At 71.5% G+C, this 26,757-nt stretch carries 24 protein-coding genes and 4 pseudogenes; 14 read left to right on the top strand and 14 right to left on the bottom strand.

What is annotated here, in order from left to right:
* The 3 genes and pseudogenes from ACIBAG_RS33215 to ACIBAG_RS33205 form a co-directional block, all read left to right on the top strand.
* A pseudogene (locus ACIBAG_RS33215) lies at nt 1–107 on the top strand (ABC transporter permease); the annotation flags it as partial.
* Between the two features lie 6 nt (nt 108–113).
* Nucleotides 114–854: a sirohydrochlorin chelatase gene (locus tag ACIBAG_RS33210; RefSeq protein ID WP_399110219.1), complete on the top strand. Its 741-nt coding sequence runs from the start codon at nt 114–116 to the stop codon at nt 852–854.
* Between the two features lie 119 nt (nt 855–973).
* Entirely contained in the window at nt 974–3,583 is a 2,610-nt protein-coding gene (locus tag ACIBAG_RS33205; protein WP_399110217.1) for a GTPase-associated protein 1-related protein, read from the top strand.
* A gap of 65 nt (nt 3,584–3,648) precedes the next feature.
* Here the strand turns inward: ACIBAG_RS33205 and ACIBAG_RS33200 are convergent, their stop codons facing one another.
* Entirely contained in the window at nt 3,649–4,695 is a 1,047-nt protein-coding gene (locus tag ACIBAG_RS33200) for a ketopantoate reductase family protein (RefSeq protein ID WP_399110216.1), read from the bottom strand.
* 73 nt (nt 4,696–4,768) lie between these two features.
* Here ACIBAG_RS33200 and ACIBAG_RS33195 point away from each other — a divergent pair, with 73 nt between their 5' ends.
* Complete coding sequence (locus ACIBAG_RS33195) at nt 4,769–5,626, top strand: transglutaminase-like domain-containing protein (protein WP_399110214.1); 858 nt, start codon at nt 4,769–4,771, stop codon at nt 5,624–5,626.
* Here ACIBAG_RS33195 and ACIBAG_RS33190 read toward each other — a convergent pair.
* Both ACIBAG_RS33190 and ACIBAG_RS33185 read right to left on the bottom strand, forming a co-directional pair.
* Nucleotides 5,613–5,981: a DUF4440 domain-containing protein gene (locus ACIBAG_RS33190; protein WP_399110212.1), complete on the bottom strand. Its 369-nt coding sequence runs from the start codon at nt 5,979–5,981 to the stop codon at nt 5,613–5,615. The two genes, ACIBAG_RS33195 and ACIBAG_RS33190, sit on opposite strands and share 14 nt — an antisense overlap.
* Nucleotides 5,974–6,522, bottom strand: coding sequence for a DUF1697 domain-containing protein (locus ACIBAG_RS33185; protein WP_399110211.1), 549 nt, complete (start codon nt 6,520–6,522; stop codon nt 5,974–5,976). Before ACIBAG_RS33185 ends, ACIBAG_RS33190 begins: the two co-directional genes overlap by 8 nt.
* 326 nt (nt 6,523–6,848) lie before the next feature.
* Here ACIBAG_RS33185 and ACIBAG_RS33180 point away from each other — a divergent pair, with 326 nt between their 5' ends.
* A complete protein-coding gene (locus ACIBAG_RS33180; RefSeq protein ID WP_399110209.1) occupies nt 6,849–9,116 on the top strand; it encodes an MMPL family transporter in 2,268 nt (755 codons plus the stop codon).
* A 65-nt stretch (nt 9,117–9,181) separates the two neighbouring features.
* Here the strand turns inward: ACIBAG_RS33180 and mgt are convergent.
* The 6 genes and pseudogenes from mgt to ACIBAG_RS33150 all read right to left on the bottom strand — a co-directional run bounded on the left by mgt (nt 9,182) and on the right by ACIBAG_RS33150 (nt 15,012).
* Nucleotides 9,182–10,454 (bottom strand): annotated as a pseudogene (gene mgt, locus ACIBAG_RS33175) (macrolide-inactivating glycosyltransferase).
* A gap of 7 nt (nt 10,455–10,461) precedes the next feature.
* The gene (erm, locus tag ACIBAG_RS33170) at nt 10,462–11,241 is read right to left on the bottom strand and encodes an ErmE/ErmH/ErmO/ErmR family 23S rRNA (adenine(2058)-N(6))-methyltransferase (RefSeq protein WP_399110207.1); all 780 of its coding nucleotides are present in this window, start codon (nt 11,239–11,241) and stop codon (nt 10,462–10,464) included.
* A 297-nt stretch (nt 11,242–11,538) separates the two neighbouring features.
* Complete coding sequence (locus tag ACIBAG_RS33165) at nt 11,539–11,877, bottom strand: inner-membrane translocator (protein WP_399110205.1); 339 nt, start codon at nt 11,875–11,877, stop codon at nt 11,539–11,541.
* Nucleotides 11,878–11,954: 77 nt separating this feature from the next.
* Nucleotides 11,955–13,235: an ABC transporter substrate-binding protein gene (locus tag ACIBAG_RS33160; RefSeq protein ID WP_399110203.1), complete on the bottom strand. Its 1,281-nt coding sequence runs from the start codon at nt 13,233–13,235 to the stop codon at nt 11,955–11,957.
* 5 nt (nt 13,236–13,240) lie between these two features.
* Nucleotides 13,241–14,074, bottom strand: coding sequence for a carbohydrate ABC transporter permease (locus ACIBAG_RS33155; protein WP_399110201.1), 834 nt, complete (start codon nt 14,072–14,074; stop codon nt 13,241–13,243).
* The gene (locus tag ACIBAG_RS33150; protein WP_399110200.1) at nt 14,071–15,012 is read right to left on the bottom strand and encodes a carbohydrate ABC transporter permease; all 942 of its coding nucleotides are present in this window, start codon (nt 15,010–15,012) and stop codon (nt 14,071–14,073) included. Before ACIBAG_RS33150 ends, ACIBAG_RS33155 begins: the two co-directional genes overlap by 4 nt.
* 171 nt (nt 15,013–15,183) lie before the next feature.
* On the opposite strand from ACIBAG_RS33150, the gene ACIBAG_RS33145 reads away from it, so the two are divergent.
* From ACIBAG_RS33145 to ACIBAG_RS33115, 7 genes and pseudogenes are all read left to right on the top strand, one after another.
* Entirely contained in the window at nt 15,184–16,047 is an 864-nt protein-coding gene (locus ACIBAG_RS33145; RefSeq protein WP_399110198.1) for a phosphotransferase enzyme family protein, read from the top strand.
* Between the two features lie 161 nt (nt 16,048–16,208).
* Entirely contained in the window at nt 16,209–16,871 is a 663-nt protein-coding gene (locus ACIBAG_RS33140) for a DUF3558 family protein (RefSeq protein ID WP_399110196.1), read from the top strand.
* 64 nt (nt 16,872–16,935) lie between these two features.
* The gene (locus ACIBAG_RS33135; RefSeq protein ID WP_399110194.1) at nt 16,936–17,844 is read left to right on the top strand and encodes a phosphotransferase; all 909 of its coding nucleotides are present in this window, start codon (nt 16,936–16,938) and stop codon (nt 17,842–17,844) included.
* Between the two features lie 37 nt (nt 17,845–17,881).
* Nucleotides 17,882–18,049, top strand: a complete 168-nt coding sequence (locus ACIBAG_RS33130) for a hypothetical protein (protein WP_399110192.1) — start codon at nt 17,882–17,884, stop codon at nt 18,047–18,049.
* 155 nt (nt 18,050–18,204) lie between these two features.
* Nucleotides 18,205–18,516 (top strand): annotated as a pseudogene (locus ACIBAG_RS33125) (ArsR family transcriptional regulator); the annotation flags it as partial.
* A 95-nt stretch (nt 18,517–18,611) separates the two neighbouring features.
* Nucleotides 18,612–18,949 (top strand): annotated as a pseudogene (locus ACIBAG_RS33120) (transposase); the annotation flags it as partial.
* A gap of 46 nt (nt 18,950–18,995) precedes the next feature.
* Nucleotides 18,996–19,244 (top strand): hypothetical protein, encoded by a 249-nt coding sequence (locus tag ACIBAG_RS33115; protein WP_399110191.1) that lies wholly within the window; start codon nt 18,996–18,998, stop codon nt 19,242–19,244.
* A gap of 18 nt (nt 19,245–19,262) precedes the next feature.
* On the opposite strand, the gene ACIBAG_RS33110 is transcribed toward ACIBAG_RS33115, so the two are convergent.
* The gene (locus ACIBAG_RS33110; RefSeq protein ID WP_399110189.1) at nt 19,263–20,207 is read right to left on the bottom strand and encodes a LysR family transcriptional regulator; all 945 of its coding nucleotides are present in this window, start codon (nt 20,205–20,207) and stop codon (nt 19,263–19,265) included.
* A gap of 92 nt (nt 20,208–20,299) precedes the next feature.
* Between ACIBAG_RS33110 and ACIBAG_RS33105 the strand changes: the two genes are divergently transcribed.
* Complete coding sequence (locus ACIBAG_RS33105; protein WP_399110187.1) at nt 20,300–21,265, top strand: DMT family transporter; 966 nt, start codon at nt 20,300–20,302, stop codon at nt 21,263–21,265.
* Nucleotides 21,229–21,765: a YbaK/EbsC family protein gene (locus ACIBAG_RS33100; RefSeq protein WP_399110185.1), complete on the top strand. Its 537-nt coding sequence runs from the start codon at nt 21,229–21,231 to the stop codon at nt 21,763–21,765. The genes ACIBAG_RS33105 and ACIBAG_RS33100 overlap by 37 nt, the downstream gene beginning before the upstream one ends.
* Nucleotides 21,766–22,191: 426 nt before the next feature.
* Here ACIBAG_RS33100 and ACIBAG_RS33095 read toward each other — a convergent pair whose 3' ends face one another.
* The 4 genes from ACIBAG_RS33095 to ACIBAG_RS33080 all read right to left on the bottom strand — a co-directional run bounded on the left by ACIBAG_RS33095 (nt 22,192) and on the right by ACIBAG_RS33080 (nt 26,604).
* A complete protein-coding gene (locus ACIBAG_RS33095) occupies nt 22,192–22,929 on the bottom strand; it encodes a 3'-5' exonuclease (protein ID WP_399110184.1) in 738 nt (245 codons plus the stop codon).
* A gap of 142 nt (nt 22,930–23,071) precedes the next feature.
* On the bottom strand, nt 23,072–24,310 hold the full coding sequence (locus ACIBAG_RS33090) for an SAV2148 family HEPN domain-containing protein (protein WP_399110241.1): 1,239 nt from the start codon (nt 24,308–24,310) through the stop codon (nt 23,072–23,074).
* A 103-nt stretch (nt 24,311–24,413) separates the two neighbouring features.
* A complete protein-coding gene (locus ACIBAG_RS33085) occupies nt 24,414–25,727 on the bottom strand; it encodes a copper amine oxidase (protein ID WP_399110182.1) in 1,314 nt (437 codons plus the stop codon).
* Nucleotides 25,728–25,782: 55 nt separating this feature from the next.
* On the bottom strand, nt 25,783–26,604 hold the full coding sequence (locus ACIBAG_RS33080; protein ID WP_399110180.1) for a Tat pathway signal sequence domain protein: 822 nt from the start codon (nt 26,602–26,604) through the stop codon (nt 25,783–25,785).
* Between the last annotated feature and the right edge of the window lie 153 nt (nt 26,605–26,757).

The following is a 26,757-nucleotide window of genomic DNA, read 5'->3' as shown; positions in this document are numbered from 1 at the left end:
TCGCCATCCTCCTCATCCTGATCGTCGGCATCGCCGTCGACCTGCTCATCTTCAGCCCGCTGGAGCGCTGGGTCCTGCGCAGCCGCGGCCTGCTGGCAAGGAGCTGAGGTCCCATGCCCACGAAGCCGGTCCTTCTCGTCATCGCCCACGGCAGCCGTGACCCGCGGCATGCCGCGACGGTGCACGCCCTCGTACGGCGGGTGCGGGCGCTTCGCCCCGACGTACGCGTGGAGACCGGCTTCCTGGACTTCAACATCCCGTCGGTGCAGGGGGTGCTGGAGTCGCTGGCGGCCGAGGGAGTGCGGGACGTCGTGGCCCTGCCCCTGCTGCTGACCCGCGCCTTCCACGCGAAGGCCGACATCCCGGCGGTCCTGCGGGACGCGCCGCCGCAGCTGCGGATCCGGCAGACCGATGTGCTGGGCCCGTCGCCGCTGCTCCTGGCCGCGCTGGAGCGGCGGCTGTACGAGGCGGGGCTGACCCCCGCCGACAAGTCCTCGACCGGGGTCGTGCTGGCCTCGGCGGGGTCCACCGACCCGGAGGCGATCGCAGTGATCGCAGAAATCGCGCGGGAGTGGCGGCACACCGGTTGGTGCGCCGTGCGACCTGCGTTCGCCTCCGCATCCCTTCCCCGCACCGAGGACGCGGTACGAGAGCTCCGCGAACTCGGCTGCGAGCGGGTGGCCGTGGCGCCGTACGTCCTGGCCCCCGGTTTCCTCCCGGACCGCATCGCGCGGGGCGCCGCCGAGGCGGACGTACTGGCGGATGTGCTGGGGGCGGCGCCGGAGGTGGCGCGGGTGCTGCTGGAGCGGTACGACGCGGCGGGGGTGCCGGTGCTGGCGGCGGTCGGGGCCTGACGGTTGCCTCCGGTGGGCGCGGTCGGGGCCGCGCCGCAAGCCAGGTCGCGGCTGGTCAGGACCGTTTGGATTCGCAGGAAACGGCCTCCCCGGGCGTGGAGATCTGCTGGGATGGTCACGTGACCCTCGCCCAGCTGCACTACACCTCGGCGCCGCCCGGGTCCGACGGATCGGGGTTCCGGTTCACGGCCGTCAGTGCCGAGGTCCCGCAGGAGGTGCTGCGGGAGGCCGAGCAGCTCATCGGCTACGAACCCCCGCACGACCTCCCGGCCCAGCCCGACGCCGAGCAGCTCAAGCGCTTCCCGAAGGCCTTCACCTTCTCAGAACTCGCCGACGGAGGACGGCTGTTGAGCCGTTCGGTGTACACCGGGGCGGACTCCGGCGGCCGTTGGGGCGCCTTCCACGCACACGCCGTGCATCTGCCGCCGGGAACGCGGCTGCCGGACGGAGCGCTGCCGATCACGGCGTGGGAGTCGCGGCGCTGGGCCGAGACCGCGCCGCCGGACGGCCGGCCCGTTCCGATCGACCGCTTCGAGCCGTCGGGCCTGCTCCGCAGGGACAGCCTGATCGCCTTCGCGGTGTCCCGGTCCGACCGACTGGCGGCGTTCTTCACCGACCTGCGGGCGTTGACGGAAGGCCTCGACCCCGCCACCCGGATCGTCCTCGTCGAGCACGACAGCGCGGACGTCGCCCAGTGGATCGCGCTCGCCTGCGCGGTGCTGCCGCGCGAACAGGCCCACCGGCTGACGTTCACCACCTACACCCGCCGCCCGCAGCAGGCCCGCCAGCAGATCATCGGCGCCCTGCCGTCCTCCGATCCGGTCGCCCACGACCACCGCTACCGGGTCCACGACTGTACGACCGCACCGGCGCCGGAATCGGCGACGCGGCCGGGGACCGATGCGTGGGCGCAGATCTGCGCGCACATCTGGTGCGCCGGACGCCCCGACCTGTTCCGTGACACGTCCGCGGAGACCGGGCCGTTGGCGGTGGCCGCGCTGGTGGCGGGGATCGAGCTGGGTGCGGCAGGGCGTACGGCGGCGGCGCGATGGGCGGTCGATCACGTGGGCACGCTCGCCGACGACACGTTGACCGCGCTGGTGGGGGCGTTGTGCGAGGGCGGCGAGCCCCGGGCGGCGGGCCGCACGGGAGGGGGACCGGGCCTCCACGACAGCGAGTCGTCCGCCCCGGGCGACGCCGAACAGGCCGCGCTGGCCGCCCTGTTGACCCGGCTGGAGGGTCGGGTACCGACCGTCGTGACGGCGCCGCTCGCGGCTCGGGTGCTGGCAGCGGCCGTACGGGATCGTGGGCCGATGCCCGTGTTGCGCGCCGGGTCGCTGACGGCACAGGCCCAGGCCGCACTGGCCCGGGAGCTGGCGCCCGCGCTGCGTGCCGGTATCGCCGACGAACGGGACCCGGCCGCCGGCCGTCCCCTGGCGCTGCTGCGGGTCGCGGACCTGCTGGACATCGACTGCCAGGACCTGCTTCCGGAACTGGCGGGGCGGCTGGCCCGGGAGCTGGTCGCCGAGCCCCTGGCCGGGGTGGAGGCCAGCGCGGGCAAGGACGCTGGGGGTTACCGGGCGACGGATCCGGCCGGCTGCGGCGAGCGGCCCTCCCCGGCCGACCGCCCCATCACCGCTGCCGCGGGCAACCCGCCCGCGCAGTCCCCGTCCCCCTCCCCCGCCCTGCTCGAAGCCGTGCACGAGCATCCGGCCCTGCGCATCGCGCTGTTCGGCGCCCTGGACACGTTGGCTGCGTCGGACCCGGCCGGGGCCGCGCGGAGGCTGGCCGGGTCGGGGCTGCCCATCGAGTTGCAGAGCGGGTTTCCGCATGTGCGGATGTGCCTCATGGCGGGCGAGTGCGGTGGCGGCGCCGGCGGGGACCGGCTCGGGCGGTTCCACGGCGTCCTGCGCACCGCCGGTGTCTCACCGCACGCCGACACGGCGGTCCTGCGCACCGCGCTCGACCTGGTGTGGTCCGGCGATCTGCCGACGGGACAGGAGGCGAGCCTGCTGCTCAACCAGCTGGGGTCGGACATCCACCGCGCGGCCGGCACCCGGGACATACTGATCGACGCCGCGCTCGCCGCGCCCCCGGACGACCACGACGTCCCCGCACTCGCCGCCGACCTGCTCCGCTGCTTCCCCACGGAACTGCGGCCCGGGCAGCGCGCGGCCCTGCTCCTGCTGGAGTTCGCCGGTCTGCTCGGCACCGAGGGCGAGGGCGAGGACTGGGTCGGCCGGGCGCTGGAGCTGCGGGACGCTACGGCCGCGCCCGTTGCGGAGACGGTCATGGAGCGGGTGTTCGACGCCCTCGCGCGGCGGCTCGTCCTGGGACCGGGCCCCGAAAGCGAGCTGTACACCCTGGCCAGGACGGCGGATCCAGGGCTGCTCGCGGCGTACGAGCGGGTGGGGCGCTCGGACCGGGTGGGCGACCGGCTGCGGACGGTGCCGTCGTACGTCGCCGACTGCTTCAGTTCCTGGAGTTCCTTCGCCGGGACCCGCCCGGAGTGGGACGAGACGCGGACGGCCCTGCTGACGAAGGTGCTGCGGCCGATCGTGCGGGCGCTGCCCGCCAAGGACGTCGCCGCGGTCGAGGAGGCCCTCGGCCGCGCGGGCCGCGGCAGGCTCGACGCGTTCCGCAGCTGGAACCGCCCCGGCGCCCTGGGCCGCCTCGCCGGCCGCCTGTCCGGCCGCGGCCGCCGCGGCACGGACCACCCGCCGGTGTGACGGGGAGGTGGCACCGCCGGCCGGGGGACGTCGGCGGTGAAGTCGGGTCACTCCGCCCGTTCCCCTCATCCCCTTGCTTGGCTCGACCCTGGTCCTGAGAGCGCCGCGCGGACCGCGTCGTCGGCCAGCCGCACCAGCTCCCCCACCGGCATCGAGCCGGCCGCCCGGCGCTCCCGCGCGAAGGTGTCGGCGAGATGCTGGAGGAGCTCGTTCAGCGGGGTCGGTACGCCGTGCAGGCGGCCCAGGAGGGCGATCTCGCCGTTGAGGTAGTCCGCCTCGATGGTGCCGGTGCCACGGGTGAGGGACTGCCAGGAGGAGCCGCCGCCGCGCGGGGCGCCGTCGAGGGGGACGAGGGTGACCTTGTCGCCCCGTACCGCCTGCTGTTCCTCGGCACTCACGTACGCGATCCCGGCGGCGTCGAGCACGGCCGCGCCCTCGGCCCGCACACGCCGGAACAGCGCCGTGGCCTCCTCGCTGTCGACGGGCCCGGTCACCGCTTCCAGGGCGTTGCCGAGGTTGGCCAGCAGCTTGGCGTACTGCCAGCGGGCCACGTCCGCGACGACCGGCGCCTCGAAGTGCGACTTCTCCAGGTCGGCGGCGACCCGGCGGGCGGTCTCGTCGGTGCCGTGCGGGTGGCGGCCGAGGTGGAGGATGCCGGTGAGGGGGTGGCCGGCGGCGGAGACGACGCCGGGTTCGACGTATGTCGAGGGCAGCCAGACGCAGACGCCGTACACCCGCCGGAAGAGCCGCAGGGCGAGGCGCTGGCTCTCGACGCCGTTCTGCGCGCAGAACAGCGGCAGACGCTCGGCGGCCGTACCGCCACCGGCGACCGGTGCGGGTGCCCAGGTCTGCAGCGCGGCCGCGCTGTCCTGTGTCTTGACCGCGAGGACGAGGACGTCGTCGGGGCGCAACTCCCCGAGCGCGGCCGGCCCGTCGACGACCGGCAGCCGGTGGACCAGCTCACCTTCCGGCACCCTGAGCCGCAGCCCCCGCTCCCGCAGCGCCTCGAAGTGCGCGCCGCGCGCGACCAGTACGACCTCGTGTCCCGCCCCCGCAAGCCGGCCGCCGATGACGCCGCCGACCGCTCCTGCTCCGATGATGATGTAGCGCATGGGACGAGCCTCGCACAGCCGTGATCGCGGCCCGGGTTGACCTTGCCCCTGGGGCAAGGTCGAGGGTTCCGGCATGGACAGGTATCTGAAGCAGTCGCCGTACAGCGATCCGGGGGACACGGACATCAGTGGGCTGCCACGTGACCCGGGGGAACTCGCCGCTCTGGTACGGGGCTTGATCATCCATCGAGGAGAGGGCGGGCGCCTTGGCCACCTTGTCCCCGAGGACCGGCAGCACGACGATCCCGAGGCCCGTCACGTCACGCAGGTGCTGCGGATCCTGAGCGAGCGCGGGGACGGCCCGCTCACCGAGAGGCGGCCGTACGACGAGCGCTTCGCCGGGACGTGCCGGCACTTCTCCCTGCTGCTGTGCGGACTGCTACGGGCCACCGGCACGCCCGCCCGGCTGCGCTGCGGTTTCGCCACGTACTTCGTGGACGGTTACCACGAGGACCACTGGGTCACCGAGTACCGTCGGCCGGACGGGAGTTGGCGGCTGCTCGACGCGCAGGTGCTGCTCCCGGAGTACGTGCTGGACTTCGACCCGCTGGACGTGCCGAGGGACCGCTTCCTGGTCGCCGGGGACGCCTGGCGGGCCTGCCGGGAGGGGCGGGCAGATCCGGGGACCTTCGGGGTTTCGTGGGAAGCGGGCCTGGCCGGCCTGTGGTACATCCGGACCAACGTGATGCTGGACCTGGCCGCCGTCAACCGCGTCGAACTGCTCCCGTGGGACTTCTGGGGCCGGGAGATCCGCGCCGACGCCGATCTCACCGACGACGACCTCGCCCTGCTCGACGAGGTCGCCGCGGCCCGCACGGACGACGACTTCCGGCGGCTGTATCAGGACCCGCGGCTGAGAGTGCCGGACGAGATCATGTCGTACACCTCACGCTCCGGCTACCTCGATCACCGCCTGGTCACTCTGCGCTGAACAGCGTCCCCTGGTGGAAGTACATGCGCCAGCCGTCCTCGGTCAGCCGCCACAGCGAACTGCGGTGCGCGCGCCTGCCGTCGAGTTCCGTGTCGAAGGTGAGGTGGACGAGGCCGGGGGCGAGCCGGACGCCCTCCATACGGGATACCACGGCGGGCCGGGGTCCCGGGTCCTCGTCCTCGATCAGCGCCTTGATGATCGACTCCCGGGTCCAGCACACCCCCGACGCGCCGAACTCCCGGAAGTCGGGGTGCAAAAGCTCGCCGAGCAGTTCGGGCGAGCTGCGCACCTCCGGCCGGAGCAGGCGCAGTTCCCCCTGGACGGCGGCCTGCACGGCGGAGTCGTGTTCAGTCACGGGTCATCTCCACGAGTTTGACTACGGTGTTCCAGTTACGGCTGGTTGCGATCAAACCCTTGTTGAACCGGGGCCGCGCCAGAATTTCGGCGAGCTTGGAACGGCCGAGGCCGTTCGGGGCGTACAGATACAGCGCCCGGTCGCCGAGCCGGAACTCCTCCGGGAGGAAGGCGGCCTGGTCGATCTCCGCGAAGCGCTCGGCGTCCACCGAGGCGGAGAAGTAGGTGACATGGAGCTGCTTGGGCTCCAACTCGGCTGCCGGGAACGGGCAGTTGTCGGCGATCGCCTCGAGGTAGGCGTGGTCGCGCACAATCACGTCCACGGTGAAGCCGAAGTGCTTGTCGATCGCGGCCGCGAGCTCGGCCGCCAGGGACTCCTCGTCGCCGTGGTCGGCGGTGAAGACGGCCTGGCCGCTCTGCAGATAGGTGCGTACCCCGTCGTGGCCGAGACCGGTCAGCAGGGTGCGCAGTTCGGCCATCGGCACCTTCCGGCTGCCGCCCACGTTGATGCCGCGCAGGAGTGCCGCATACGTCGTCGTCATCCGGCCACCCTACGGCGGTCCCGCAGCCCGGGCGCGGCCGTCGTGCCCCGTGGGGGTGGGCACGACGACCGCCCGGACCCCGTAACTTACTTACCGGTCAGCATGCGGCACAACCTCTTCCTCCCTGATCGCCGCCCCCGACGCCGCCGGATAGATGTAAGGGACCGGCGTCCTCCCCAGTGGGGAGAGCCCACGGGCCGAGGGGATGAGTTCCGGCCGCCGCACTTCACCGGGCAGCACGACGAGATGTCTTTATCCGGCCCATACCTTCGAAACGAAAGGTGGTGGCAGGGGGCCGCCACCGCAATCAAGGGGGCAAGCCCGTCATGGGGAACGGAGATACGCGGGTGCGGGGACTCGCCGCCCGGGCCGGCGGCTGGAGCGCCCGGCACCGATGGGCGGCGGTCGGCATCTGGGTGCTGTTCGTCGTCCTGGCGATGGGGCTCGGTTCGGCGGCGGGCCGGGTCGACGTCAAGGACAGCGACCAGTTGAAGGGCGAGACGCACACCGCCGCCAAGATCATCGAGGACGCGGGGATCGAGGAGCCGGCCAGTGAGACCGTCCTGATCCAGGCCAAGGACGGGTCGCTCAAGGCCACCGACGACGAGTTCCGGGCCGCCGTCACCGCGGTCGTCACGGCCGTCGAGGGCACCGGCAAGGTCACGGACGTGACATCGCCGTACGACACGCAGACGATCTCCAAGGACGGCCGCAGCGCGCTCGTGCAGTTCGACATCCGCGGGGAGTCGGACACCGCGGGTGAGCGCGTGGAGCCCGTGCTGAAGGCCGTGGAGGGTGTGCAGAAGGACCACTCGTCGCTGCGGATCGAGGAGATCGGCGGCGCGAGCATGATGAAGACGTTCGACGACGCGTTCGGGGACGACTTCCAGAAGGCCGAGTACTCCGCGGTGCCGGTGGCCCTCGGCATTCTGCTCATCGCCTTCGGCGCGCTGGTGGCGGCCCTGCTGCCGGTGCTGCTGGCGATCACCGCGATCATGGCGACGATGGGCCTGATGGGCGTCGTCAGCCATGCGATGCCGATGACGGACGCCGCGAGCTCCGTGATGCTGCTGGTCGGCCTGGCCGTCGGCGTCGACTACTGCCTGTTCTATCTGCGCCGTGAGCGCGAGGAGCGCCAGGCCGGCCGGGACGCGCAGACCGCCCTCAGGGTCGCCGCCGCCACCAGTGGCCGCGCGATCATCGTCTCCGGCGTCACGGTGTGCGTGGCGATGGCGGGCATGCTGTTCACCGGTCTCGCCGAGTTCGAGGCGATGGGCCTGGCCTCGCTGATGGTCGTCGCCGTCGCCATGGTCGGGTCGGTGACCGTCCTGCCCGCGCTGCTGTCGCTGCTGGGCGAGCGGGTCGAGAAGGGCAAGATCCCCTTCCTGCACCCGGAGAGCAAGCTCCGCCGCAACCGCGGGCGCGGCAACCGCGAGAGCCGGTTCTGGACGGCCGTACTGAAGGGCGTGCTCGCGCGGCCGGTCCTCTCGGTCGTCGTCGCGGCCGGCGCGCTGCTCGCCGTAGCGGCTCCCGCGGTCGGCATGAAGACGCAGAACCTCACGCTGGACCAGGAGTTCGGCGACTCGCTGCCGATCGTGCAGACGTACAACCGGGTCAACGAGGCCTTCCCGGGCGGTTCCGAGCCGGCCGAGGTGGTCGTCAAGGCGGACGACATCAACGCTCCCGAGGTGAAGTCCGCGCTCGCCGACTTCCGTGAGCGGGCGATCAGTTCGGGCGCCTCGCGCGGCCCGGTCGACATCAAGCTGCACGACGAGCAGAACGTGGCCTTCGTGTACGTCCCGCTGGTCGGTGGCTCCGACCTCGACAAGGCGGGCGTCAGCCTGGACAAGCTGCGCGACGAGGTGCGTCCGGCCACGCTCGGCAAGGTGGACGGCGTCGAGGCGCCGATCACCGGGCAGGTCGCGGGTTCGAAGGACTTCAACGACCAGCTGGCCGGAGCGGTCATCCCGGTCTTCGCGTTCGTCGTGGTCTTCGCCTTCGGGCTGATGCTGCTGTCGTTCCGCTCGCTGACGATCGCCGTCACGTCGATCGTGCTGAACCTGCTGTCGGTGGGCGCGGCCTACGGCATCCTCGTCGCCGTCTTCCAGCACGGCTGGGGTGCGTCCCTGGTGGGCGCGGAGGGCGTCGGCGCCATCATCACCTGGCTGCCGCTGTTCCTCTTCGTGATCCTGTTCGGCCTGTCGATGGACTACCACGTGTTCGTGGTCTCGCGGATCCGCGAGGCGCGCCTGCGGGGCCGTACGACGAAGGACGCGATCCAGCACGGCGTGGTCACCACGGCCGGGGTCGTCACCAGCGCCGCGGTCATCATGGTCGCCGTGTTCGCGATCTTCGGCACGCTGTCCATGCAGTCCATGAAGCAGATGGGCGTCGGCCTCGCGGCCGCGGTGCTCATCGACGCGACGATCATCCGGGGCGTGCTGCTCCCCGCGGTGATGGCGCTGCTGGGCGAGCGCAACTGGTACCTGCCGAAGTGGCTGAACCGGCTGCCGGACCTGACGCACGACGAGGCGCCCGAGGCCGTGACGCGGGGGACGGCCCGGGACGACGAGGGTGAGCGGGTGCCGGTCTGACCCCGCCCGCCTGACCCGACGAACAGGGCCCGTCGACCCCGGGGGAGTCGACGGGCGCTGTTCTTTCAGCTGTTCCCGTGCGCTTCTCGTACGGCGGCCAGCTCGGCCTCGATCAGGTCGGCGGCCCGCGTGGTGCCGCCCTCGTGGGCCATCTCGGCCTGGATGTCCTTCAGGCGGCGGGCGACCTCGAGGTCGTCGACGAGCGCGAGGACGGCCTCGCGCAGGGCCTCGGCGGTCGCCTCCTCCGTGGGGATGTGGCGGGCGACTCCGAGGGACTGGAGTACGTCCGCGTTGCCGAACTGGTCGGCGGCCTGCGGTACGGCGACCATCGGTGTGGCGGTCGCGAGCCCCTCCTGACTGCCGCCGGCACCCGCGTGCGTGATGAAGGCGTCGGCCTGCTTCAGGATGGCCAACTGCGGTACCCAGTCGCGCACTTCCACGTTGGCGGGGATCTCGCCCAGCTCGGCCGGGTCGACGTGCCTGCCGATCTGGAGCACCATGTGCCAGCCGGGCAGGTCGCCGAAGGCCTTGACGCACTCGCGGTAGAAGCCGGGTTGCTTGGTGAAGGCGGAGCCGAGGGAGACGAGGAGGACCTTGTCCGCGCCGGCCGGCCGCCGCCAGTCACCCTGGGCCGTGCGATCGCCCTGGCAGGCGCCGACGAAGGTGTAGCGGCTCTCGTCGACCCGGTCGGCGTTCCACTGGAGCGCATTGGGGATGAGAACGAGCGAGCGGTCGGGCCGGCCGCCGAAGGAGTCGGGGTCCTGGTCGATGCCGTTCTCGTCCAGCCAGGCCTGGAAGCGGGCGTAGTACGCCTTGCCGCGCTCGGTCTTCTTCGGCTCGGCCCACATGGGCTCGGCGACCTCCTCCTCGTAGCCGTCCCAGGCGACCATGTGCGGGGAGAGCGAGATCGCCCTGACGCCCCAGCGGTGGGCGAGGACCCGCGCCGGATAGGAGGCGGTGTCGTGCAGCACGAGGTCGGGTTCGTCGCCCTCGTACGCCTCGATCAGCTGGGGCAGGGCCTGGATCGCGTCGTCCAGGAACGGCTCGACGTTGTCCAGCAAGGTGCTCCCCCAGGCCTCAGGATCGGCGTCGGGGCCGGGCAGGGTGGAGTTCCAGAGCTTCGGCTCGGCGCCGGTCTCGGCGACCTTGCCGGCGAACGCGGGCGGAATCGCGTACGTCACCCGGTGGCCGCGCGCGACGAGCTCCCGGATCACCTCCAGGCTGGGGTTCACATGGCCGTGGGCGGCAATGGAGAACATGGCGATGTGCGCGGGGCGGGCTGTGCGAGCGGGACTGGTCATGACGTGGACAGTAAGCGAGACGATACGTCTCGTGCAACTTGGTTTCATGAGCTCAGCACCCCGTACAGCCGCAGCCACGCCCCCGGCGACACCTCGCCGACGAGGACCCCGGTGTCCAGGCCGGCCACGCGGAACGCCGCGTCCACCCGCCGCCGTGGGTGGGCCCGGCGCAGCGACGCGTGCAGCGAGCCGCCGACTCCGGAGAAACCCAGTTCGACCAGGCGCCGCCAGTTGTCGTACGCGTCTGCGTCGAGCAGGGGGGTGCGGCGCCGCTCGATCCGCACGATCCCGGCGTCCACGCGCGGCACGGGCCGGAAACTGCGCCGACCGACCCGGCCGACCAGCCGCCACTCGTGGCGGGGCCAGGTCAGCACCGTCAGCCGGCTCCAGCTGCCGTAGTCGCCGGTGCGTTTGCGGGCGTATTCGAGCTGGGTGAGGAGCGTGGCGTCGGTGAGGGCGGACGCCCGCAGGCACCAGTCGACGATGGGGGCGGTGCGGGAGAAGGGCACGTTCCCGGCGACGGAGAACGGTGTGCGCGGGGGCCGTGCGCAGAGGAAGTCCTCGCCGATGACCCGCACTTGGGGTGTGTTCGTGAAGCGGGCGCGCAGGACGGGGACGAGCCGTGGATCGATCTCGTATGCGAGGAGACGTCGGCAGCGCGGAGCGAGCAGCTCGGTCAACGCGCCCTTACCGGCGCCGACTTCGAGCAGCAGGGGTGCCTCGCGTCCGTGCGGTACGGCGAGCCGGGCGAGCTGTGCGGCGGAGGCGCGGTCGGCGAGGAAGTTCTGGGAGAGCGCGCGGGATACGCGGGTGGGGCGGGCCATGGCCTGCGGTCCTTGTCTTCCGTGGAGAGGGAGAAGGGCAGCCGAAGGCCCTGACCGGAAGACAGGAGAGAGAAGAATGGAGAGGCGGATCCGCGTGCGATCAGCGGACGGCGTGGCTCCCCGGGCCGGTCAGGGCTCCGGGGCCGCGGCGCATCCGTAGGGAGTGCGCGTAGCCCCGGCCGAGACCGGAGTTGCTGATCGCGTTGTTCGCTGCCACGGACGGCACGTTAGGGGCCGCCGGGCGACGCGGACAACCGAATTACCTCAGCGGCCGTGTGCGAACGGCCCTCCGCCCGGTCAGGGCCAGGCCGACAGCGCGCTGCCCGCCAGAACGACGCAGAGCACCAGCTGGACCGCCCCGATGGCCCGGCACCCGAGGCGCAGCAGCAGGAAGCCCGTCACACCGACCGCCAGCGCCAGAGCGCCCCAGCACCACACCGGCGTCCAGTCCGCGACCGGAGGCCGGACGGGCTGGTGCATGACACCGGCGTCGACCCGGCCCAGTCCCCGCACCGCGAGCACGATGACGACCAACAGCGCGGCCGCCACGTCAGCCAACAGCACGAGCAGAAAGAGGCAGCCCGAGGTGAAGACATCGGTCCGGTCGGAGAGCTGCTCGTCGGAAGGGGGGGCCATGTCCGGACAGTTGCACGGGATTCGCCGCTCCAAACGGACCTTCGCCGATCCGCAACCCAGGTGTACTCGCGTCCTGCTCAACGCTGGTAGCGCGCCAGCACCAGGTTCCCGTCGTCCTCCAGGCGTTCGCGCAGTTCGTCGAGGTCGATGGCCCCGCTGTAGTACTCCTGGAAGGCGGGCGTGGCGACCTTGTCCTTCCATTCCTGGTAGCCGCGCACCGACTGACCGGGCGCCGAGCGCAGGTGTTCGGCCAGGGCCGTGCCGGTGGCCCAGTCGTGCTCGGTGGTGTGCAGGGCCGGGTCCTTGAGGGCCTGGGTGCCGGTCGGCAGCATCCAGTCCCCGAGCGCGAGCCGCACCATGTTCCCGGGCCGGAGCAGGAAGTCGATGAACGCGGCCGCCTCCCGCTGGTGCGGGCTGTCCTCGGCGATGGACAGTGTCTGCGGGCTGACGCCCTGGGTCAGGCCGTCGGCGCCGGCCGGGGCGGGCAGCACCTGCCAGTCGAAGCCCTTCGGCGCCTGCTGCACGATCTGCTGGCGGTACGAGAAGCCGAGCGGGACCATGGCGTACCGGCCGCCGAAGAAGCCGGGCAGGGTGTCGGAGCCGCCGCTGCCGAGGGTCGTGGGCGAGGCGCTTCGGTCGGTGTTGACCTGGTCGTGGACCGTGCGCGGCATGACCTCGTCGGCCGCCTCGAAGCGGACGGTCACCTTTCCGTCGGCGCCCCGGTGGAACAGCTGTCCGCCGGCCGACAGCGACAGGTTGAGGGTGGCGGAGACGGGCTCCTTGAGCGGCCAGGCCACACCGTACTTGCCGTCCCCGCCGAGCCGTTCGGCGATCCTCCTGAACTCGGCCCAGCTCCAGGGGCGTTCGGGCGTCGGGATCCGTACGCCCGCCTCCTTCAGCCACTTCGCGTTGGCGACGAGCACCCGCGGCTCCTGGAGGAACGGCACGCCGTAGATCCCGTCGCCGAAGGTCGCCGTGTCCCAACTGCGCTGGGGGATGTCGGACTTGAGCCGCTCGGGCAGCAGGTCGGTCAGATCGGCGAGGTAGCCGCCGTACGCGAAGTCCGCGAGGTCGTCCGAGGCGTCGTGGATGATGTCCGGGGCCTCACCGCCCTCGAAGGAGGTGAGCAGCTGGTCGTGGACGCTGTCCCAGCTGCCCTGGACGTACTCGACCTTGACGTCCGGGTGGGTCGCGTTCCACTCCTTCACCAGTTCCTTGTTGACCTCGACGGACTCCTCCTGCCAGGCCAGGGACTGGAAGCGCAGGGTGATACGGCCGCCCGTGGCGTCCCCGTCGTCGGCGCTGCACCCGGCGAGCAGCACGGCGACGACGAGGGCCAGGACCGACAGCAGTCTCATACGCATCAGCTCTTCACCGCCCCGGCGAGCATGCCGCCCGTGATCCGCCGCTGGATGACCGCGAACACCACCAGGGAGGGCAGGGTGGCGAGGAACGCGGCGGCCGCCAGCGGGCCGAGGTCCGCGACGCCCTCCGCGCCGATGAAATGGGTGAGGACGACCGGCAGGGTCTGCTTCTCGGGAGTCTTCAGCAGCACCAGAGCGAAGAAGAACTCGTTCCACGCCGTGACGAACGCGAACAGCGCCGTCGCCACGATCCCGGGTGCCAGCAGCGGCGCGGTCACCGAGACGAGGGTGCGCAGCCGCCCGGCGCCGTCGACGGCCGCCGCCTCCTCCAGTTCGGGCGGCACGGCGCGGACGTACCCGACAAGCATCCACAGCGCGAACGGCAGCGCCCACACCACGTACACCATCACCAGCCCCGGCATCGAGTTGATCAGCCGCAGGTTCTTCAGCACCAGGAACAGCGGGATGATCACCAGCACGAGCGGGAACGCCTGGCTGACGACCACCCAGCCGGTCGCCGCCCGCGCGAGCCGGGTGCGGTGACGGGCCATGACGTACGCCAGCGGGGTGGCGAGCAGTACGGCGATCAGGGCGGCGCCGAGCGCGGCGATCAGGGAGTTGAGGGCGGCCTGCAGCAGGGGCTGTTCGTCGAAGGCCTGGCGGAAGTTGGCGAGGGTGGGGTCCTTCGGGATCCAGGTGGGGTGCAGGCTGCCCAGCTCGCGCGGCGGTTTGAAGGCGGTGGAGATCAGCCAGAGGAAGGGGAAGGCGAGGAAGGCCAGATACGCCAGCAGTGCGACGTACTGCCCGAGACGGCCCGCTCGGCTGGTCCTCATGCCTCGTGACCTCCCCTGAGCCGGCCGACCAGGAAGAGGGCGAGGAGTATCGAGATCACCGCGACCATCACGCATCCCATCGCCGCCGCGTAACCGAACTGCCCGTAGCGGAAGGCCTCTTCGTAGGCGAAGAGCATGGGCAGTCGGGTGCGGCCGCCGGGGCCGCCGCTGGTGAGGACGTAGACCAGGGCGAAGGAGTTGAAGTTCCAGATGAGGTTGAGGGCGGTGATGGAGAGGGCGACCGGTCTCAGGGCGGGCCAGGTGACCGTGCGGAAGCGGCGCCAGGCTCCGGCTCCGTCCACGGCGGCCGCCTCGTGCAGCTCGCGCGGGGTGTTCTGCAGACCGGCGAGCAGGGCGACCGTCGTGGTCGGCATGCCCGCCCAGACGCCGACCACGATCACGGCGGGCAGGGCGGTGCCGAGCCCGCTGAGCCAGTCGCGGCCGTCGCCGAGGCCGAGGTCGCGGATCGTCTCGTTGAGGATGCCGGCGTCGGGGTTGTAGACGAGCCGCCACATGACGCCGACGACGACCTCGGGCATGGCCCACGGGACGATCGCGAGGGCGCGGGCCAGCCAGCGCAGTCGTAAGTCCTGGTCGAGGAGGAGGGCGAGGCCGAGCGCCAGCAGGAACTGCGGCACGGTCACGCCGACCGCCCAGACCAGGCCGATCCGGAACGACTCCCAGAACAGCGTGTCCTGCAGCAGATCCCGGAAGTTGAGACCGCCGATCCACTGGGTGGGCTGGGTGCGGCCCGACTGGGCGTCGGTGAAGGCCAGCAGGACGCCGTAGAGCAGCGGTCCGACGCTCAGGACCAGGATGGGGATCAGCGCGGGGAGTACGAGGAACCAGGCACCGTGGTCCATGACGCGCCGCTGCCGCTTCCGCCCGCCGCCCTGCGCGCGTCTCGCCGGCCTCTGCGCCTCGGTCACCGATGTCACGGAATCAGCCCCTTTGCGCGGCTCGGGTGGGCCCCGTCATGGTCGTGAAGGCGCCGTACCCCGTCAAGGTCGCGCGCACGCGGCCCGACCTGTGGAAATGCGAGACTGGCCGGTGGATGGCGGGAACCCGACGCCGTTCACGACAGGCGTACGACCACACGGAGGCGGACGATGGACGAGGCACGGGCGCGGGACGTACTGGCCGCGGCGGGAGTGCTGCCCGGTCAGGCGCGGGACGCGCGGCTGCTCGCCCTGGGTGAGAACGCGGTGTTCGCCGCCGGTGACCTGGTGGTCAAGGTGGGCCGCGACGCCGAACTCCTCGACCGGGCGCGGCGCGAACTCGGCATCGCCGTGTGGCTGGAGGAGGCGGACGTACCGGCGGTGCGGGCGGCCGAGCCCAAGGCACTGCTGGTGGAGGGACACCCGGTGACCGTGTGGCACCGGCTGCCGGATCCGGTACGGCCCGCCGGGCCACGGGATTTGGCCGAACTGCTACGGGTCGTGCACGCCCTGCCCGCGCCCTCCTTCGAACTGCCGCCCCGCGAGCTGCTGGGCGGCGTGGAGCGGTGGCTGCGGCTGGCGGGGGACGCGATCGATCCGGCGGACGCCGCGTATCTGCGGGAGCGGCGGGACGGCTTCGCGGCGGCCGCGGCCGGGCTGACGCCCCGTCTGGCGCCGGGTCCGATCCATGGGGACGCGCTGCCGCGCAATGTGCATGTCGGGCCGGACGGGCCGGTGTTGGTCGATCTGGAGACCTTCTCCGCCGACCTGCGTGAGCACGACTTGGTGGTCATGGCGCTTTCGCGGGACCGGTACGGGTTGCCCGCGGCGGCCTACGAGTCGTTCGTCGGGACCTACGGCTGGGACGTGCGGGAGTGGGAGGGGTGTTCCGTGCTGCGCGGCGCCCGGGAGACGGCCAGTTGTGCGTGGGTGGCTCAGCACGCGCCGAGCAGTCCGAAGGCGTTGGCGGAGTTCGGGCGGCGGGTGGCGTCTCTGCGGGAGGGGGACGAGACCGTGCGGTGGTATGCGTTCTGAGCGGGGTCGGGGACCCGCTCCGGGAGGGGTCCGGCTCGGGGAGGGGTCCCGCTCCGGGAGGGGTCCCGCTCCGGGAGGAGCCCCGCTCCGGGAGGAGCCCCGCTCCGGGAGGAGCCCCGCTCCGGGAGGGGTCCCGACAAGGCGGCCATAGCGTTCGGCTCGTGACCCGAGCAGCAGACGATGACGCGTCCCCCGGGAACGGCCTGGTCCGGGCCATCGCTTCGGCCATGGTCCTTCTCCTGGCATCGTGCGCGGTGACCGCGTGCGACGCGCAGGGCAGCAGTGGCGCAGACGGGGACGCCACCCGGACCAGCCCCGCCGCCGCCGGCCCCGCCGCCTCCACGGCGTCCAGCACCGTGAGTGCCCCGGCGCCGACAGCCTCCGTGAGCCCGTCGAGCACCGCGACCGGTGGTCCGCTCACCCTCGCCGAGTTGGTGTCACGTCCCTGCCGCGCGATCGACGACGAGGATGCGCGCCCCGCCAAGCTGGGGATCTTCACCGAGGGGACGGAGACGGACTACGACGCCAAGTCGTGCCAGTGGGGCGCGCGGGGCGGGCTGGTGTCCTTCACTCCGTACGCGTCGAAGGATCAGACGAGGGCGGAGGAGTTCCAGCACCTCACCCGGAAGAACATCGGCGGTCACCGGGCGCTGCTGGGCAGCATCACGGATCACGGCAGAGAGACGTACGTCCTGCTCGTCTCCGTCGGCAAGAACCAGTCCTTCCGGCTCATGGTCCTGCCCCCGGTCGAGGACACCCCGGGCCCGGACGCCCCGACTTTGGCCACCGCTTTCGCCGAAACGATCCTGTCCCACCTCCGGTGAAAACCTTGCGGCTGAACGGAAATTCACTGGCGCCCCGTTCCATCCGGCGGTGAGACTTCCGGGCGTGACGCTTCACGAGAACGAGATCCCGGTCGACGAGACGCTGGTCCGGTCACTGCTGAAGGCGCAGCGCCCGGAGTGGGCCGACCTCTCGTTGTCGCCCGCGGGCGCGGGCACGGAAAACACGATGTACCGGCTGGGCGACGACCTGCTCGTGCGCATTCCACGCACCGTCGACAAGGGTGAAGCCCTACGGAAAGAGCTCGAGTGGCTTCCCCGCCTGGCGCCCTTTCTCACTTCTCGGATTCCGGCGCCCGTCCATGCCGGGATGCCCACCGACGACTTCCCCGCGGTCTGGTCGGTCTTCCGTTGGATCGACGGTGACGAAGTCGGCCCGGACACCGTCCAGGACTGGGCTGCCCTGGGGGCGGACCTGGCGGCGGTCGTGAGGGAGCTCCACGGCATCGGCCTCATGGGAGCGGCGCGCGCAGGTGGCCTCAGCTGGTACCGCGGAGGCAGCCTCGGGCCGTGCGACGAATGGGTCAGCGGGGCTTTCGCCGACTGCCGAACCGTCGCGGCTTCCGAGTTCGACGTCGACACCCTGGAACAACTGTGGCGAGCCGCGCTCACACTGCCCGAGCCGTCCGGGCCGCAGGTGTGGCTCCACGGCGACCTCAAGCCGACCAACCTCCTGGTCCGCGAGGGCAGGCTCCAGGCGGTCATCGACTTCGGAGCGCTGTCGGTCGGCTTCCCCGACGCCGAGCACGCCACGCTCTGGGACCTGCCGCCGCAGACGCGACAGGCCTACTGGGACGCCTTGAGTCTCGACGATGTGACCTGGGCCCGCGCCCGCGCCTGGGCGATCGCGGTGGGCGTCAGCGGAATCTCCTACTACTGGCACACCTTCCCCGCCTTCGTCGACGAATGCCGAGCCCGGCTTCAGGCGATCCTCGCGGACGCCGCCGGGCGTTGAGCGGCTTTGCCGGCTCATTAGGCTGGGCGACACCCTGATGCGCCTCTACGTGCAGCGCCCCGGCCGGCCCGGCATCATCGGCGCCGACATCCGCCTCACCCGTACACCCACCGCGCTGATCGCATCCCTGCCCGCCCTCGTCGACGAAGAGCAGTACCGCCGGCCGGCCACCGACGACCTCACTGCGATCTCCTCGCCGACCTGACCAACTGGTAGAACCGCTGGCCGCGCGGAGCCCCGATCGGTCGTCCTCCGGGCACGCGATCAACGTTCGACGGCACGGTGCACCCACGTCAGGGCCGCCGTCGTGATCAACTCGGTGGGATCGAGAACTCCACCCACAAAGGATTGTGGTCGGAGATGTGCCAGGACAGATCGTGGACACCCTGCACGGCCACGGCATCGTGCTGCTGCCGTCCCTGGTCTTGGGCCGACCACGTTCTGGCCGCTCCCCGACCCGACGGCCGGCTCCTGCTGGTGTATCCCGCTGTCACCCCCCTGCCACTGCACGGCGATGCACGACCCGACGACCCGCTCGCCGCTCTCGTCGGGAATACCCGATCCCAGACCCTGCGTCTGCTGCAGCAGCAACACACCACCACGGATCTGGCCCGTGAGCTCGGCGTCAGCCCGGCAGCCGCCTCCATGCAGGCGAAGACCCTCCGTGAAGCCGGTCTGATCGCCTCCCGGCGGGACGCCAAAGCCATGTGGCATTTGTGCACACCCCTGGGCTTGGACCTCCTCGCCCATGCGAGCACGGTGAAGCGATCGCCGCCTACACCCAGCTCCGGCTCGCCCGACCGCTGGCCACAGACCTCCGCGGGCCCTGGGAGAGGCCGGCCGAGCCGAACAGACTTACCCCGCCCGCGTCCGACGGGGGCTCAGAAACCTGCGCACGAAGACCGGCTCTCCAGCCAGCGCACCGAAACCCTCGACACCCGGCCAAGGGAGGCAACGTGGTGGGAAGAACCGTCGTCCAGCCACCCGTCACGACGTGGGCCGCGTCCTCGCGACCGGCGAGGCATACGGCCGTCCCGCCCACCATGAGGTCGGCACTGAACCCCGCCGTGGGAGCGGCGCTGACACCGTTGGCCGAGCCCCGTAGCCTGCTTTGACGCAGAGCGGCGTGACTTTTTTGGCGGGAGACCCTGATGACAGGCGGCAGCAGGCCCGGCACGGATATCAGAGGCGGCCACATCGGACTGGCCGTCACGATCATTGCCTTGGTCGTCATTGCCAGTTTTTCCGGCCCTCGCTGGACTTTGATCGTCGCGGCGTGCTTCACCGCCTGGTTCATCCTCGCGCTGACCGTGATCCGCATCAGGGGCGGACGCGGAGGAGAAGCCCTTCGACGGGCCTACGTCGCCACTTTCGGCTGGGGCGACTACGTCACCCCCTGACGGGGTTAGACGACAAGCTCAGGTGCCTCGGCGCCCGGTTTCCCGCGCCGCCGGAGCGTCGGCGTCACGTTCCTGGATGGTGCGCGCGGCACGGCGCAGTTCGGCCAGGACCGTGCGGACGGCCGCCCGTGCCGTGCGCTCGGGACGGTGAAGGGCGTCGATGTGGCGCCTCGCCCGGACGCCACTGAGGGGCCTGAGCACGAGTGCGGGATGGGGACGCATCGTCCAGCGCGGCATCAGGGCGATGCCGCCCCCGGCCGCCACGACCTCGGCGACCACCGCGAACTCGTTGATGCGGTGGGCGAGCTGTACGCGGCGCCCGGCCGCGGCGGCGATGGCATCGAGGACCGCCAACACCGGGAAACCCTCGTGCACGGTGATCCACGGCTCGTCGGCGACATCGCGCGGCGTGACGCGACGCTTGGCGGCCAGGGGGTGATCGGCCGGCATGGCCACGTCCAGCGGTTCCCTCAGCAGCGTCGTCACGGCCACGGTGTCCGGCCACGGCGGGGCGTGGTCCAGCCGGTGGGCGAGGACCACGTCGTACTCCCGGGTGAGGCGCGGGAAGCCCTCCTGCGGTACGTCCTCGTCGGCCAGCCTCGGCGCCGGCTTGCCCGGCCCCGCGAGCGCGGCGAGCAACAGCGGGAAGAACGCGGCGCCCGCGCTGTGGAACGCCGCCACCGACACCTCCGCGTCCGGCCGCTCCAGGAACCCCTCGACGGTGTGCCGCGCCCGCGCGAGCGCCGTCTCCACCTCGACGGCCGCGCCCGCCAGCGCCTGTCCGGCGTCGGTGAGCACCAGCCGGCGCCCCTGACGCTCGGTGAGCGGCACCGGAATGGAGCGCTGCAGCAGTCGCAGCTGCTGGGAGATCGCCGACGGCGTCACCAGCAGCGCCTCGGCCACCGCCGTGACACTGCCCAGTTCGCCGAGCTCCCGCAGGATCCTCAGCTGCCGTTCGTCCATTCCCTCAGTGTAGGGATGGTGTAGCTCCGCTAAATGATCGTTTTAGAAAGTGGTACTGGGCTTCAGAGTCGCCTCCGGTGCACCGTAGGCGCGTGTCCGACGTCCGCCGTACCGATGCGGTACTCCTCCTTGTCGCGCTCGTCTGGGGTTCCAGCTACCTGTCCGCCCAGACGGCCACTGCCGCGCTCCCCGTCCTGCTGGTGCTCTTCGCCCGCTACGCCCTGTCCGCGCTCGCCTGCCTCGGCGTCGTCGCCGCCCGCAGAACCGGCGGGTCGCGGCCGTGGACGCGTGCGGAACTGCGGGCCGGTGTGCCCCTGGGCGTGACCCAGGCCGCGGTTCTGCTCGTGGAGACGTACGGCGTCGCCCACACCAGCGCCGCCAACGCCGGCCTCATCATCAGCCTGACCATCGTCCTCACCCCGCTCCTCGACCGCGGCCACCGCGGCGCGCTGCCCGGCTCCTTCTTCGCCGCGACCGCCGTGTGTGTGCTCGCCGTAGGACTGCTGATGTCCGGCAACGGCTTCCACGCACCTCGCCTCGGCGACCTGCTGATGCTCGGCGCCGCTCTGATACGGGCCGGGCATGTAGCGCTCGTCGGCCGCCTCACCACCGGGCGGGCGATCCGCCCCCTGCAGCTGACGACGGTGCAGACCCTCGTCGGCACGGCCCTGTTCCTGCCCGCCGCGGCCCCTGACCTGCCGACGCTGGTGCGCGCCGCCCCGGCGACCTGGGCCCAGCTCGTCTATCTCGCCCTGTTCTGCAGTGTGTTCGCCTTCCTGGCCCAGACCTGGGCCGTGCAGCGCACCTCAGCCAGCCGAGCCAGCCTGCTGCTGGGAACCGAGCCGGTCTGGGCCGTCGCCGTGGGCGTGGCCCTCGGCGGCGAACACCTCACCCCGCTCACCGGCCTCGGGGCGGCCCTCATGGTCGCCGGCACCTACTGGGGACAGGCCGTGGAACGGGCGCACCGAAGCACACCGGAACTCCGACACCCCTCGGCCCCCACCCTCGACAAGGACTCCGAATGCCCCACCACTCCTACGGCACTTACGACCACCTGATCTCCCTCCTCGACTCCTCCTGCATCGACTACCGCCTCATCGACCACGAACCCGAAGGCGCCACCGAGGCCGTCTGCGCGCTGCGCGGGCACCCTGCCTCCGAGGCCGCGAAGTGCATCGTGCTGCGGGTCAAGGTGGACCGCCGCACCACACGCCACGTCCTCGCGGTCGTCCCCGGGGACCGACGGGTGGACCTGGACGCCGTCCGGGCGCTGTTCGACGCGCGCTACGTCGGCTTCAGCGACGCGGAGACCGCGGAGCGGCTGGCCCGTGCCGTTCCCGGCACCGTGCTGCCGTTCAGCTTCGATCCCGACCTCGAGGTCGTCGCCGACCCGGACGTCGTGGCTCAGCCGAAGCTGTACTTCAACGCGGCCAGGCTCGACCGCTCACTCGTCATCTCGGGCGCCGACTACGAGCGGTTGGCCAAGCCCCGCATCGAGCGCGTCGCGGCGGCGTCGACAGCGACAGAGACGGCGGCGTCGGCATCGACGCCGGCGTGAGGGTGGGCGCTGCGAGAGGCTCGGACCGCTACGGCCATCCGCCCACGCCCCACGCACCGCATTCTTGACGCCGCCGGCACACCGCTCGCGGCCCGTGTGCCGGACACCCATCGCCCCCCGCACCGCGCCGGACGCCGCCGCGACCGGGTCGGCCCGCCCGGCGACCGGCAGACGGCGTCGGGCGCCGTGCGGGACGGACCAGTTGCCCAGCTTGCCCGCAGATCTTCTGCTGTCAGATCACTCTGCCGTCAGACCGCTCGTGCCCTCAGACCGTGCCCCGGCAACAGACCGCTCGCGCCCCTAGACCACCCTGCCGTCAGACCGCCCTGCCCTCAGACCGTTCTGTGCGCAATCGGTTCTGTCCCCAGACCGTCCTTCCTCAGACCGCCCCGCCCGCAGTCCGCCCGTCCCCAGCCCGCCCCGACCTCAGACCGTCTCGCCCGCCACCGTCTCCCCCGCCGGCTCCCTCAGCGGCCAGGTCCCGTCGACCACCGCCGTCGGGTCGCCCTTGCGGCGCAGGAAGTTCTGGAAGTCCGCCGCCCACTCGGCGTACCACTCGATCTGGCGGCGGTGCAGCTCCGCCGGGCCGAGGGCCGCGATCTTGGGGTGGCGGACGGCTATCGCACCGGCCAGCCGGGCCGCGGCGAGGGCGTCGGCGGAGGCGTCGTGCGCGGCGTCGAGGGGGATGCCGTACTCCCGGCAGACCGCTTCGAGGTTGCGCTTGCCGCGGCGGTAGCGGTCGGCCCAGCGGTCGATGGTGTACGGGTCGATGACCGGGGCGGGATCCAGGCCGCCCAGGCGGTCGCGCAGGGACGGCAGTCCGTGGCGCCGCAGTTCGGCGGAGAGCAGGCTGAGGTCGAAGGCGGCGTTGTAGGCGACGACCGGCACACCCGTCTTCCAGTACGTCACGAGGACGTCCGCGATGGCGTTCGCCACCTGGTCGGCCGGACGGCCCTCGGCGGCCGCGCGTTCGTTGCTGATCCCGTGGACCGCGACCGCGTCCGCCGGGATCTCGACGCCCGGATCCGCCAGCCACTCCTTGTGCCCTATGGGCTGCCCGTCCCTGACCTCGATCACGGCCCCCGTGACGATACGCGCCTCGCGCGGATCGGTTCCCGTCGTCTCCAGGTCGAAGCCGATCAGCAGCTCCCGGTGCCAGCCCATGGGCGGTCCCCCTTCTTGGTGGTGCGTTCCCCCAGTGGTCTCCACCCTCCCATGTGCCACTGACAATCAGAGGACCGCATTCCGCTTCTGCGGCGAGAGGGCTCCGGGCAAGCGCGGATCGGTTCGGGGCAGTTCAGGACGTTCAGGACACCGGCCGTGAATCCGCCCACATGAGCTCGAACTCCTCGCGATACGTGGGGAAAAGCCCGCCTTCGTCGATCTCGCCCGACTTGACCACCCTGCTGCCGTTGCGCAGCACCAGGACCGGCGCCTCCAGCCCTCGCGTTCGCCGCAGATAGGTCTGCACGACCGCGATGCCGTCCGAGCCGTCGCCGTCCACCAGATAGGCCGTGAAGCGGGGCGTCTCGTCGAAGACCTGGATCTCGAAGGCGCCCGGGTCGCGCAGCCGGGACCGCACCCGGCGCATGTGCAGGATGTTCATTTCGACCGCGCGGCTCAGCTCGCCCCGCTTGATGCCGAGTTCGCGCTCGCGTCGCTTCACCGCGCTGGAGGCCGGGTTCAGGAACAGCAGCCGCACCCGGCACCCGTTCTCGGCGAGCCGCACCAGACGCCGCCCGGAGAAGTTCTGCACGAGCAGGTTGAGGCCGATGCCGATGGCGTCGAGCCGGCGTGCGCCGCCGAAGATGTCCTCGGCCGGGAACTGGCGCAGCAGCCGTACCCGGTCGGGGTGCACGGCGACCACGTCGGCGTAGCGGTCGCCCACCAGGTCCTCGACGGCGTCGATGGGGAGCCGGCGTGCCGACGGCACGTCCCCGCCGGTGCCGAGGATCTCCAGCAGCCGCGCCGAGGCCCGTTCGGCCTGGTTCAGGACCGCCTCGGACAGGGCCCGGTTGCGCGAGACGACATTCCGGGTCACCTCCAGCTCGTCCAGCGCGAGTTCCACGTCCCGACGGTCGTCGACGTACGGCTCGAAGCACGGCCAGTGCTGCACCATCAGCTCCCGCAGCTGCGGCAGCGTGAGGAAGCTGAGGACGTTGTCGTCGGCCGGGTCGAGCAGATAGCCCTTGCGGCGGCTGACCTCGCGGACGGCGACCGCGCGCTGCACCCACTCCTGGCCGGCCGGCCCGGCCGCCGCCACGACCCAGTCGTCGCCGTGGACGGGTTCGTAGATGGGACGCAGAACAGCGGCCACGACGGCGCGCAACCGCTGTTCGACGAGGTTCAGCCAGATATAGGCCCGGCCGGCCCGCTGGGCGCGCGTACGCACCTCGCGCCAGGCGTCGGTGTCCCAGTCCAGCTCCGGGCCGATGGAACTGGTCGCCATCGGCCTGGCCAGGGACACCGTGCCGGGTGGGACGTCTGTGGAGTTCCCCTCGTGACCCTCGTCACCAGGGGGCAACTCCAGCCCTCCCGAGCCCACCCGCGCACCGCCTTCCGCTCCCCCGAGCACTCCCCGTCCCAACGATCAAGGAAGGGTACTCCGGGAGCGGTGGGCGGTGCAGCCGGATGGACAGGGTCGTTGCTCAACTACCGCCGATGTAGTCGCCGTTCTGCCCGGCGAGGTCCGCCGGAGTGAGCGGATTCATAGCCGTGACGTCGCGCGGGGCGATGGAGAATCCCTGCCAGTGGACCGGCATCGGCTGCTGGTCCTCGTCCCTGGCGATGTGGTGGAAGCCCACGTTGACCCAGGCGACGGGGTGCGTGAGGGTCTGTCCGCTCACCCACTTGTCGACCGACTTGGGGTGGTTGCGGTCGCACTTGGGGTTGTTGCTGGCGAACAGCTCGCACTTGTTGTACTGGGTGAAGTACATGTCGTGCTTGGTGTAACCGCGGCCCGGGTAGCGGGTGCTGGGGCCGGGGACGAACTCGTAGCTGCGCGCGTGCCCGTCCTTGTTCTTGCCGGTCGCGCTCACCACCCGCCACCAGCGGTAGCTCTTGGCGTCGCCCGCGAGTTCCTTGGTGACCTTGGTGGGAGTGGTCTTGGTGGTCGGGGTCTGGTTGCCGCGCGGGGTGACCGTCGAGTCGTACTGCTCGATCCGGTTCTTGGTGGAGCCGTCGAGGGCGAAGTCGAGCCGCCAGAAGACATTGTGGCTGTGGCTGGTGGCCCGGGCCTTGGGGCCCTTGCCGATGGGCCAGCCCTGTCCGTCGCCCGCGTCGTAGTCGATCGGGGAGAGCGTGCCGGTCGCGCCCACGTTCATGTTGATCGTGCCGTCGTCCTGGAAACGCCATTCGGTCATGTACTCGTACCAGCCGACCCGGTTGACCGCGTAGACGAGGAGGTCCTTGCCCTGGGCCTGGTAGACCTTGTTCCCGGTGTCGGCCTGCATCCGGTAGGCGTGGCCACGCGCGCGCGTGGTGGTGCACAGGCCCTTGACGTTGGAGCTCGTGCCCGCTTCGGGGTCCGGGACCTTGACGGTCTTGATGGTGCCGCCCGGGCACTCGGCCGGTGCCAGGGGCATCAGGTCCCTGGCGAAGCCCTCGTCGGTGAGGTCCTGGTACTCGGCCCGGCCGTTGTCGTAGGGCACGTGGATCTGGGCGATCCGACCGCTGTTGAGGACCTTGATCGGCTTGGTCTCGCCCTTGGGCTGGTAGGAGATGTCGTCCAGGACGAGGCCGGCCAGGCTGTCGTAGCGCCAGCACATCCGCCAGGTGGTGCCGGTGGAGAGCTTCTGCTCGATACGGAAGGCGGCGGAGCAGTCCGGGGCGGGCGCGGCGGCGGCCTTCGGCTGGGCGGTGGCCGGTCCGGCACCGGTGGTCAGGCCGGCGGCCAGCGCGGCCACGGCGACACCGAGGGCCGCCGTCCGGCTGCGGGCATGACGAGTTCTGTTGGCACGCATGAAGAAGTGACTCCCTCGCAGGAGGTGCGGGTTCGGAAAGGGGACGAAGGCCGGCTCAGTGGTCGAGTTCGACGACCTTGCGAGCGCTGAGGTCGATCACCAGGTGCCTGGTGTCGATCCACGGCCCGTTCTTGACCTTCGTGAACAGCCTCACGCAGCGGTGCTCGCCGCACTTGTCGAGGGCGACCGGCTGGGCGCCCGGCGTGGACTGGTGGATGCCGCCGCTCAGCCGCAGCTGGTCCGGGGAGGTGAGCTCCTTGCCGGTCGCGTCCTTGTAGTCCGCCTTGAGGCCCGCGCCCAGGGGGTCGGCGATCAGCAGGCTCGCCGCCTCGGCGGCCTCGGCGCGACTCGGCGCCGGCTGGACGCCCTGCTGGGCGACGGTGTCGACGACCTTGCCGGTGTCGAGGTCGACGGTCTTGGTGACGAGGGTGTCGTTCCGGTAGTCGTAGTACGTCACGTCGGCGCGCCGTGGCGTGCCCGAACCGCTGCCCGTGTCGGCGTCCGGCTCGGCGAGGTCGACGGTCAGCTGCTGCGGGCCGCGCTCGCCCTCGACGTTCTCGCTCCTGGCGAGCGTCTGCTGGTTCACGGCGATCTTCTGGGCCCGCGCCATCTCGTCGTCGGTCAGCGGGTCGTTGCCCGTACCCTTCTCGCCCTCCGCGGGAGCTTCCTCGACGACGCCCGGCGCGACGGCATTGCCCTGCTCGTCCTGCCCCAACTGCTGCGCTGCGGCCGCCTGGCCGCCCGGCCTGTTCCCTCCGGTCTCGTCGGCCCCCGCCGTGCCGGGAAGGGTGATCCCGACCATCACGGCCGTTCCGGCCACCGCGATGGCCGCACCTGCCACCACCTTGCCCAGATGGCGGTGCACTATCTTGCGCACATCATCCCCCTACTCCCCGTACGTCCCCGGGAGTACGTGTAGGCCCCACTGGTACGCCCTTGATGGCCATACCCTTGTTTGCACTGGTCGACCGGTAAGAGGGACGTAAGTCATAGGTGGTTCCATCACTTTCGGGGAGACTCGACGGCAAGG

Origin of the sequence: Streptomyces sp. NPDC051243, from assembly GCF_044455405.1 — a bacterium.
In the GTDB taxonomy this organism is placed as follows: domain Bacteria; phylum Actinomycetota; class Actinomycetes; order Streptomycetales; family Streptomycetaceae; genus Streptomyces.
Note: the sequence above shows the minus strand (reverse complement) of the source record. Positions and strands in the feature narration are given on the sequence as shown.

Coding starts and splice junctions, on each gene's coding strand:
- ACIBAG_RS33210 (WP_399110219.1), top strand. CDS start 114: ATGCCCACGAAGCCGGTCCTTCTCGTCATCGCCCACGGCAGCCGTGAC.
- ACIBAG_RS33200 (WP_399110216.1), bottom strand. CDS start 4,695: ATGCGCTACATCATCATCGGAGCAGGAGCGGTCGGCGGCGTCATCGGC.
- ACIBAG_RS33195 (WP_399110214.1), top strand. CDS start 4,769: ATGGACAGGTATCTGAAGCAGTCGCCGTACAGCGATCCGGGGGACACG.
- ACIBAG_RS33185 (WP_399110211.1), bottom strand. CDS start 6,522: ATGACGACGACGTATGCGGCACTCCTGCGCGGCATCAACGTGGGCGGC.
- ACIBAG_RS33180 (WP_399110209.1), top strand. CDS start 6,849: ATGGGGAACGGAGATACGCGGGTGCGGGGACTCGCCGCCCGGGCCGGC.
- erm (WP_399110207.1), bottom strand. CDS start 11,241: ATGGCCCGCCCCACCCGCGTATCCCGCGCGCTCTCCCAGAACTTCCTC.
- ACIBAG_RS33165 (WP_399110205.1), bottom strand. CDS start 11,877: ATGGCCCCCCCTTCCGACGAGCAGCTCTCCGACCGGACCGATGTCTTC.
- ACIBAG_RS33160 (WP_399110203.1), bottom strand. CDS start 13,235: ATGAGACTGCTGTCGGTCCTGGCCCTCGTCGTCGCCGTGCTGCTCGCC.
- ACIBAG_RS33155 (WP_399110201.1), bottom strand. CDS start 14,074: ATGAGGACCAGCCGAGCGGGCCGTCTCGGGCAGTACGTCGCACTGCTG.
- ACIBAG_RS33145 (WP_399110198.1), top strand. CDS start 15,184: ATGGACGAGGCACGGGCGCGGGACGTACTGGCCGCGGCGGGAGTGCTG.
- ACIBAG_RS33130 (WP_399110192.1), top strand. CDS start 17,882: ATGCGCCTCTACGTGCAGCGCCCCGGCCGGCCCGGCATCATCGGCGCC.
- ACIBAG_RS33115 (WP_399110191.1), top strand. CDS start 18,996: ATGACAGGCGGCAGCAGGCCCGGCACGGATATCAGAGGCGGCCACATC.
- ACIBAG_RS33110 (WP_399110189.1), bottom strand. CDS start 20,207: ATGGACGAACGGCAGCTGAGGATCCTGCGGGAGCTCGGCGAACTGGGC.
- ACIBAG_RS33100 (WP_399110185.1), top strand. CDS start 21,229: ATGCCCCACCACTCCTACGGCACTTACGACCACCTGATCTCCCTCCTC.
- ACIBAG_RS33095 (WP_399110184.1), bottom strand. CDS start 22,929: ATGGGCTGGCACCGGGAGCTGCTGATCGGCTTCGACCTGGAGACGACG.
- ACIBAG_RS33085 (WP_399110182.1), bottom strand. CDS start 25,727: ATGCGTGCCAACAGAACTCGTCATGCCCGCAGCCGGACGGCGGCCCTC.